The sequence below is a fragment of the Paenibacillus cookii genome, assembly GCF_018333375.1.
Taxonomy (GTDB): Bacteria; Bacillota; Bacilli; order Paenibacillales; family Paenibacillaceae; genus Paenibacillus_AQ; species Paenibacillus_AQ cookii.
The window spans coordinates 1-246 of the sequence record NZ_BORW01000157.1 but is presented as its reverse complement, the minus strand read 5'-3'; the positions used below and the strand labels follow the sequence as shown (position 1 = coordinate 246).

1 rRNA gene is annotated in these 246 nt (G+C 54.5%); it reads right to left on the bottom strand.

From position 1 onward, the window contains the following. Positions 1–246 (bottom strand): 23S ribosomal RNA (locus tag KI367_RS26995); the annotation flags it as partial.

Here is a 246-nt window from a genome sequence, read left to right as displayed (position 1 = left end):
TTCATACGGGGTTTCACGTGCCCCGCACTACTCGGGATCCGTCTCGGAGGGAACTGACTTTCGGCTACAGGGCTTTTACCTTCTATGCCGGGCCTTTCCAGACCTCTTCGCCTAACCAATTCCTTTGTAACTCCATGTGAGACGTCCCACAACCCCGGCCAGCAAGCTGACCGGTTTAGGCTAATCCGCGTTCGCTCGCCGCTACTGACGGAATCACTATTGTTTTCTCTTCCTCAGGGTACTTAG